General features: G+C 49.6%; 1 protein-coding gene. It reads right to left on the bottom strand.

Annotated features, from left to right (window positions below):
• Window positions 1-361 (bottom strand): hypothetical protein (locus EN780_RS40255; protein ID WP_210215167.1); only part of this gene is annotated, 361 nt, incomplete at its 3' end.
• Between the last annotated feature and the right edge of the window lie 26 nt (window positions 362-387).

The raw sequence follows: 387 nt of genomic DNA, 5'->3' as shown, positions 1-387 counted from the left end.
CTTCATAGATGGCGTAGTACAATGACAGATCGACGGTCGCCGAAATCGATCGTCCGGGTTCGATATCGATAAAATCAGCCTCGGTCGGTTCTGCTCGCTTCACCAAAGGGCCAATATACTGAATTGGCTGCGACCCTCTCGTCACTGAAAAAATTTGGCCCGAGACGCCGTCGATCGGCGTGGTCCATCTGAGCACCCTGATCGGGCTGCCCGATCGGTTCGTGAGAGTAAAAACAATAGTTAGGGGGGTATCGTTTCCATAAGAAGTCAGGCGCGATTGCAGAACTATCTCAATTTCCTGATTCTGCTGCGCAAACGCCAAGGGCACAAGGCTAAAAAAATACAAAAGTACAAGCGTCACACTCCGAACAATACTTGGCATTTTAC

The organism is Mesorhizobium sp. M4B.F.Ca.ET.089.01.1.1, from assembly GCF_004022605.1.
GTDB lineage: Bacteria > Pseudomonadota > Alphaproteobacteria > Rhizobiales > Rhizobiaceae > Mesorhizobium > Mesorhizobium abyssinicae.
Note: the sequence above shows the minus strand (reverse complement) of the source record. Positions and strands in the feature narration are given on the sequence as shown.